Source organism: Kribbella swartbergensis (assembly GCF_054784135.1).
This window is the reverse complement of the sequence record NZ_BAAGPM010000068.1, coordinates 1-1,480: the sequence shown is the minus strand read 5'-3', so window position 1 is coordinate 1,480 and position 1,480 is coordinate 1. Positions and strand designations below refer to the sequence as shown.

Genomic DNA, 1,480 nt, shown 5'->3' with positions numbered 1-1,480 from the left:
ATCGCGCAGATCCCCTTCTCGGTAGCGCCGACGATGATCGATCCCAGCGAGCATTCTCCCACGGCGAAGTGGATCTGTGTCCGTGAGCCTCCCCGCCGGTAGCTTGTCGGGGCCATACCGAGAACCCCCGAGGCTGTGGCGTAGAACCGTCCACTGGAGTTGAAGCCGGACTCGTAAATGGCGGCCGTCACCGTGTCGGCGGCAGGAAGTGTCTCCCGGAGGGTTTTTGCGCGGTGGGCCGCGGCATAGGCCTTCGGCGTGAGTCCCGTGACCGACTTGAAGACGCGGTGGAAGTGATACGGGCTCAATCCCACGGCCTCGGCCAGGTCGGCGAGCGCCGGCAGGGTCTCGGCCTCCTCGATCAGGCGGCAGGCCTCGACGACTACCCGCGTGTCCTTCTCCTGCTGTGACGACCCGTCCGGCCGGCAGCGCAGACAGGCGCGGAAGCCCGCACGCTCTGCCGCCTCGCACGTCGGATAAAAGGCGACATTCTCAGTGCGGGGCCGACGGGCTGCACACGAGGGGCGGCAGTAGATTCCGGTGGTGTGGACCGCGTAGACGAAGGTTCCGTCCGCGGTACGGTCGCGGGTCTCGAGGGCGGCCCAGCGGGCATCGCCATCCGGCATGACTTTCAACACGGTTATGTCCTCCGTTCGATGGGTATCCAGCCTAGGATCGGCGAACGGAACCGACACTCCGTCGCTTGCTGTCGAATTCAATCCACAAACCCCGAGGGACCGACACCCGAATTCTGCCGCAAGTTTCGGAGTGCGGCCGCGCGGCGACTGCCCCCATGAAGGGGGTCTCGTGCAACAACAGTGAGATCAAAAACATGGGTATGCTTCAAGGAAAGGTCGCCATTGTCACCGGTGCGAGCTCCGGCATCGGCTACGCCACGGCCAAACTGTTCGCCAGGGAGGGCGCGAGCGTCGTGGTGACGGCGCGGCGCGAGGGAGCGCTGAGCGATCTCGTTCAGGAAATCCTCTCAACCGGGGGAAAAGCCGTTGCCGTCGCTGGCGACGTCCGGGACGAGACCCTCGCCCGCACGCTCGTCGACACGGCAGTCAGCCGCTTCGGCGGGCTGGACATCGCCTTCAACAACGCTGGCGGGGTTGGCGAGATGGGTCCCGTATCGGGCCTGTCATTGGACGGCTGGCGGGAGGCGATCGACTTCTCCCGGCCTGGAACGCCCACGGACAACGCGTATATCGAGGCGTTCAACAGCCGCTTGCGGGCGGAATGCCTGAACGCCTCGTGGTTCTTATCCATGGCTGACGCCAGGGAGCGGATCGAAGACGGGAGGAGAGATTACAATGAGACCAGACCGCATACGGCGCTTGGTGGCTTGACCCCGAGCGCCTTCGCCCAACAAACTTACCAGGCCCGGAAAGTTGCGTCGCCCGTGGATCACATATGGGGGCAGGTCCATCGGCTCAAAAGCCATACCTTAGGGAGGATCACTTTTCAGGGGGCAGACCAC

1 protein-coding gene and 1 pseudogene are annotated in these 1,480 nt (G+C 64.5%); one reads left to right on the top strand and one right to left on the bottom strand.

What is annotated here, in order from left to right:
• Positions 1 to 638 (bottom strand): bifunctional transcriptional activator/DNA repair enzyme AdaA (locus ACYVOK_RS35600; RefSeq protein WP_460667022.1); only part of this gene is annotated, 638 nt, incomplete at its 3' end.
• A 155-nt stretch (positions 639 to 793) separates the two neighbouring features.
• Here ACYVOK_RS35600 and ACYVOK_RS35595 point away from each other — a divergent pair.
• Positions 794 to 1,366 (top strand): annotated as a pseudogene (locus ACYVOK_RS35595) (SDR family NAD(P)-dependent oxidoreductase); the annotation flags it as partial.
• Positions 1,367 to 1,480: the final 114 nt, after the last annotated feature.